This window comes from Burkholderia sp. APQ4-4ca (genome assembly GCF_057837105.1).
This window is the reverse complement of record NZ_JBYQCG010000150.1, coordinates 1-5795: the sequence shown is the minus strand read 5'-3', so window position 1 is coordinate 5795 and position 5795 is coordinate 1. Positions and strand designations below refer to the sequence as shown.

General features: G+C 65.4%; 5 protein-coding genes and 1 pseudogene. 1 reads left to right on the top strand and 5 read right to left on the bottom strand.

Annotated elements, in window-relative coordinates; all coding sequences use genetic code 11:
* The 3 genes and pseudogenes from ceoB to AC3IFE_RS18425 form a co-directional block, all read right to left on the bottom strand.
* Positions 1-830: pseudogene (ceoB, locus tag AC3IFE_RS18435) on the bottom strand (multidrug efflux RND transporter permease subunit CeoB); the annotation flags it as partial.
* Positions 831-875: 45 nt separating this feature from the next.
* The gene (gene ceoA, locus AC3IFE_RS18430) at positions 876-2093 is read right to left on the bottom strand and encodes a multidrug efflux RND transporter periplasmic adaptor subunit CeoA (protein WP_489191477.1); all 1218 of its coding nucleotides are present in this window, start codon (positions 2091-2093) and stop codon (positions 876-878) included.
* Between the two features lie 32 nt (positions 2094-2125).
* Complete coding sequence (locus AC3IFE_RS18425; RefSeq protein WP_089470686.1) at positions 2126-2986, bottom strand: alpha/beta hydrolase; 861 nt, start codon at positions 2984-2986, stop codon at positions 2126-2128.
* A 174-nt stretch (positions 2987-3160) separates the two neighbouring features.
* Between AC3IFE_RS18425 and ceoR the strand changes: the two genes are divergently transcribed.
* Positions 3161-4165, top strand: a complete 1005-nt coding sequence (ceoR, locus tag AC3IFE_RS18420; protein ID WP_089470687.1) for a putative multidrug efflux transcriptional regulator CeoR — start codon at positions 3161-3163, stop codon at positions 4163-4165.
* A 16-nt stretch (positions 4166-4181) separates the two neighbouring features.
* Here ceoR and AC3IFE_RS18415 read toward each other — a convergent pair whose 3' ends face one another.
* Positions 4182-4889, bottom strand: coding sequence for a hypothetical protein (locus tag AC3IFE_RS18415; RefSeq protein ID WP_489191475.1), 708 nt, complete (start codon positions 4887-4889; stop codon positions 4182-4184).
* 283 nt (positions 4890-5172) lie between these two features.
* Positions 5173-5490 carry an H-NS histone family protein gene (locus tag AC3IFE_RS18410; protein ID WP_089470689.1) on the bottom strand — a complete coding sequence of 106 codons (318 nt, stop codon included), beginning with the start codon at positions 5488-5490 and terminating at the stop codon, positions 5173-5175.
* Positions 5491-5795 lie beyond the last annotated feature (305 nt).

Genomic DNA, 5795 nt, shown 5'->3' with positions numbered 1-5795 from the left:
TCGGACGCGTCGAGCTGGATCCGCGCGATGTCGCGCAGATACGTGACGCCGCCGTCCGGGGTCGTCTTCACGACGATGTCGCCGAATTCGTCTTCCGTCTGCAGACGGCCGCGCGCGGTCACCGACAACTGCAGCGGCGTGCCGGGCAGCGACGGCGACGCGCCGATCACGCCGGCCGCGACCTGCACGTTCTGCTCGCGGATCGCCTGCACGACGTCCTCGGCCGACAGCCCGCGCTGCGCGACCTTCTGCGGATCGAGCCACACGCGCATCGCGTAGTCGCCCGAACCCCACAGCTGCACCTGGCCGACGCCCTGGATCCGCGACAGGCGATCCTTCACGTTGATCAACGCGTAGTTGCGCAGGTAGGTCATGTCGTAGCGGTTGTCCGGCGAGATCAGGTGGACCACCATCGTCAGCGTCGGCGAGCTCTTCACCGTGGTGATGCCGAGCCGCTGCACGTCTTCCGGCAGGCGCGGCAACGCCTGATTCACGCGGTTCTGCACGAGCTGCGTGGCCTTGTCCGGATCGGTGCCGAGCTTGAACGTGACGGTGATCGTCATGTTGCCGTCGCTGTTCGCCTGCGACTGCATGTAGAGCATGTCCTCGACGCCGTTGATCTGCTCTTCCAGCGGCGACGCGACCGTCTCGGCGATCACTTTCGGGTTCGCGCCCGGATACTGCGCCTTCACGATCACGGACGGCGGCACGACTTCCGGATATTCCGAGATCGGCAGCAGGAACATCGCGATCACCCCGCCGAGCAGGATGATCACCGATAGGACTCCTGCAAAGATCGGCCGGTCGATAAAGAATTTTGAAATGTTCATGTGTGGCTCTGTCTGGTTGAACGCGGATGCGAAGCGGCGCGCCGCTTACGAATCCGCCTTCGCCGGTGCGGCCGGCTTCGCGTTGCTCGCGAGCGGCGCGGACGGCTCGTCGCCGCCCGTCATCGGGACCATGTGCGGCTTCACCTGCTCGCCGGGGCGCACGCGCTGCGTGCCGTTCACGACCACGCGGTCGCCGGCGGCAAGGCCGCTCACGATCACGCGCCGGTTGCCGTGCTGCATCCCCGGCTGCACTTCGCGATACGACACGCGGCCCTGCTGATCGACGACGAACACGAACTTCTTGTCCTGGTCGGTGTTGATCGCCGCGTCGTCGACGAGCAGCGCCTCGTGCGGCGCGCTGCCGCCCACCTTCACGCGTGCGTAGAGGCCCGGGACGAGCATGCCGTCCGCATTGTCGAAGCGTGCGCGCACGCGGATCGTGCCCGACGACGTGTCGAGCCGGTTGTCGACCGAATCGATCTCGCCGCTGCGCGAGTAGCCGGTTTCGTTCGCGAGGCCCAGCTCGACCGGCACCTTGCGGCCGTTGCGCGCGCCGTTGATGTATTGCAGGTAGGTCTGCTCGTCCGCGTCGAACGACGCGTAGATCGGCGACACCGACACCAGCGTCGTCAGCGGCGCGGCCGATGCGCCGGCCGACACGACGTTGCCGAGCGTGATTTCCGCGCGCGACACGCGGCCCGATACCGGCGCCGTGATGCGCGTATAGCCGAGGTTGATGCGCGCCGTCTCCAGCGCGGCTTCGGCGGCCTTCAGGTTCGCGTTCGCTTCGCGCGCTGCGTTCTGCTTTTCGTCGTAGTCGCGCTTCGCGATCGCGTTGTCGCCGATCAGCCGCTGCGCGCGCTGCCAGTCGGTCTGCGCATAGCCGTTGCGCGCCTGCGCGGCCGCCAGCTGCGCGGCCGCGCGGTCGACTTCCGCCTGGTACGGGCGCGGGTCGATCACGAACAGCACGTCGCCCTTCTTCACGAGCGCGCCGTCCTTGAAGTTCACCGCGACGATCGTGCCCGACACCTGCGGGCGCACGTCGACTTTCTCGACCGCCTCGAGGCGGCCCGAATAGCTTTGCCAGTCGGTCACGGTCTGCGGCACGACGGTCGCGACGTCGACTTCGGGCAGCGGCGCCGCCGCTTTCTCGGGGGCGTTCGCGTTCACGCGCATCGCGCCGAACGTGCCGAGGCCGACGACGGCGAGCGTGACGATCGCCGCGGTCGCGATTCGGGAACGGGAGGTGCGTAGGATGGCCATGTGGATCTCCAGTAAGCGTGGATTGGTTCTGGTTATTCGGAACGGTTCGGCTGGCGCGCCTGGAAGCGGCACTGGAAGAAGCGCACGGCTTCCTCGAACGCGGCTTCGTGCGTGGCGAGCGCGGCGTGCGTGATGTCCGGGTAGCGGATCACCTGCGTGAGCACGCCCGACGAGATCAGGCAGCCCGCATATTTCTCCGCCTCGACGTGCAGCACGTCGTTCTGCGCGGTGACGACGAGCGTCGGCGGCAGCCCCGCGAGGCGCACCGATTCGATCGGCGCCGCGTACGGGTGCATGCGCTGCGCCGCCTGCGGCAGATACGCGCGGTAGCAGGCCGCGCATTCGCGCGCGGTGATGTCGGACGCGAGGCGCTCGGCGTCGCCGATGCGCGTCATGCTCGGGTCGAGCATCGGCCCGAACAGCGCCTGCGCGGCGATCGACACTTCGCCGCGGTCGCGGGCGATGAAGGCGAGACAGTTCGCGAGCTGGCCGCCCGCGTCGTGCCCGGCGACGCCGATCTTCTTCGGGTTGCCGCCGAACGCGCGGGCGCGCGTCGCGGCCCACACGGCGGCGCGATATGCATCCTCCGGCGCGGCCGGAAAAGGAAAGGCCGGCGCGAGCGAATAATCGACCGACACTACGAGCGCTGGTAAGCGTTCTGCTAAAAAGCGCGCGGCGAAATCCGCGTCTTCGAGCGAACCGCGGACGAAGCCGCCGCCGTGAAAATAAAGCACTACTGGCAACCCGGTCTTGTCCGGGCGGCGGTAGAGGCGCAACACGATGTCCTGTGCGTAGCCGGGAATTTCCACTTCGGCAACCGTCAGCCCCGCGCCCGCTATGGCTTGCGCGGGCAGCGCGGCTTTCAGGAATTTGCTGAATTCAGAAGCGTCCATGACGATGCAGCGTCCATTTCGAGATGGAACGAATTCTGGGTCCGGCAGACATTGGGATAAATGCCTATAATCCGGCAACACAATTCAACGCCCCCGAACAATCCGAGGCTGCGTTTACCCACGAGGTAGCGCAGCCTTCTTGTTCCGGCGGCAAATTAAATTGCGGAGGTTGTGATGGACCGGCTTCAGGCCATGCAGGTATTTACTCGCGTCGTCGATACAAGCAGCTTCACCAAGGCAGCAGAAACGCTCGGGTTACCGCGGGCGTCCGTCACGACGATCATCCAGAATCTCGAAGCCTTCCTCGGCGTGCGGCTGATGCACCGGACCACGCGCCGGCTCTCGCTCACGCCGGACGGCGCCGCGTACTACGAACGCTGCGTGCGAATCCTCGCGGACGTCGAGGAAACCGAAGCGAGCTTCCAGGCCAACAACCGGAAGCCGCACGGAAAGTTGCGTATCGACATGCCGGGCTCGATCGGGCGGCTGCTCGTGATTCCGTCGCTGTGCGAATTCCATACGCGTTATCCGGACATCGACCTGCAACTCGGCCTGTCCGACCGGCCTGTCGACCTGCTGCAGGAAGGCGTCGACTGCGTGATCCGCGTCGGCGCGCTGCAGGACTCGTCGCTCGTCGCACGCCGCGTCGGCCTGTTCGAATGCGTGACGGTCGCGTCGCCCGACTATCTCGAGCACCACGGCGAGCCGCAGACGATCGACGATCTCGGCCAGCACAAGGCCGTCAACTACTTCTCGAGCCGCACCGGCCGCACGATCGACTGGACCTTCCTGATCGAAGGCAAGGAAGTCGAGATGAAGATGGAGGGCATCGTGTCGGTGAACGACGCGGACGCGTACGTGACGTGCGGGATCGAGGGCTTCGGGTTGATCCAGCCGCCGCTGTTCATGGTGCTGCCGCACCTGCGCGAAGGCCGGCTCAAGGAAGTGCTGCCCGGCGTCAAGCCGCTGCCGATGCCGATCTCGGTCGTGTATCCGCACAGCCGCCATCTGTCGCCGAAGGTACGCGTGTTCGTTGACTGGATCGCCGAGGTGTTCGACCGTTGCCCGTTGCTGAGCGGCAAGGGCAGCCTCGATGCGACGTGCAGCAAGCGCACGTTCGAGGAAGCCGAACGCGCGCCGGTGCTCGATACGCCGGTCATCAACGAGTGGGTCGCCTGAACGGGGCGTCGCCGCGTCACTTCGCCCGCCAGTTGCGGATGAACGCACCGACCTGCGCGTGACGCGCAACGCGGCCGGGCCGCACCTCGTGCGCCAGCAGCCGCGCGAACGCGACGCGCTGCGTGTCCACATGCCGCGCGCAATGGCGATCGATCACCGCGATCTGGTGTTTCAGGAATGCGATCGTCTGCACGATGCCCGTGCGCACGCTCGCATGACACAACGTCAGCAGTTGATATTCCGCGATGTGCATGCGCGCCAGTTGACGTCGCCGCTGAACCAGCGCCTGCACGTGCGCCAGCTGCGGATCGGACAGCGGCTCGACGAGGCGCCCGCCCGACGGATGCCGGTCCAGCGCATCGGCGAGCGCCGCCAGGAGGCGCGCTCGCGCCCCTTTTCCGTCGAGCGGTAGCGTCGCCGAATTCGGAAGCCACTCCCGCGCCTGATGCGGCTTGACGATGGCAAGCGGCAATTGCAGCGCCTGAAGCGCACACGCCGCCTCATGCTCCGCCCCGCCGGCCGATTCCAGCACGATGAGCGCGGGCGCCCATGCGGCGATCGCATCGGCCAGCGACTCGATGCCGAACGTCTCGTTCCGGTAGCCGAAAATCACGCTCAGCGATGAAATACACATCTCGAGCGTGTCGTGCGTCACGCCGATACCCATGCACACGGGCTCGGGCCACAGCCCCACGCGGTGGCGATCGTCCATTGCATCGTTCATGCGAATTTCCCCGTTGCCGACCCATCTCGCACCCCGCTGTCGGCATGAGATTGGTCCGCTCCACTAAATGTCACAATGAAAATGTAATATCGCCGAATGGAACCGGTACCATTCGGAACAGCATGCCGCCCCGCGCGAGTTCATCGGGGCGATCGCGTCAGCAAGCGGATGCACTCCGGGTTGCACTGCGGATGGGCGGCGTACCACGGAGGCGGACACTCGCGAAGCGTCCGCGTCGTCACGTCGCCCGTACCCATGCACGCGTTCGCCGCGCATCACATCGTCAGGAATGCTCAGATTGATTCGAATCGCTCGCCGGTGCATCGATCGCGAACCGGCTTCGATCCTGCCCCCGCAACCACGTCGGCTCGCGGCCCACGCCTGACCACGTTTGCCCGGTGTCCGGATTGAAGTATTTCGCGCGACGCTTTCTTGCGTGTGTGCCGCCGTCGCCGGGAAAAATCTCGTTCGGTGTGAAACCGAATTCCTCGACGCAACGCCGTACCTCGAGCAGGACCGTCGCCGCTATGGCAAGACGCTCCCGCTCCAGTTGCGTCTCGAGGAGTGCCTTTTTTTCCACATAGGACTTGTAAATCAACATGCCCGCTCCCGAATCGTTCGTTCCCGTCGTTGCGTCGACCGGCTGCCGACACGATCAAGCGTAATCGCGTCGTTCGCGCACATTGACAACGTTTGTCAACAAAAATTGGCCTCGAACTCCCTTCATCCATCCATCGAAAATTGAGTCATTGCTCTACATTCGCGCATTTCCAACGTTCAAAATCGTTGACAATTTTTCCAACGCATCGACGCGCATATCGCGGCAAATTAGGTGCTGCCGATCGTCGCGCGCCGCGTCGAATCATCCATTCCCGCCTGGATGCACGACACGGCCCGATCGCTCCG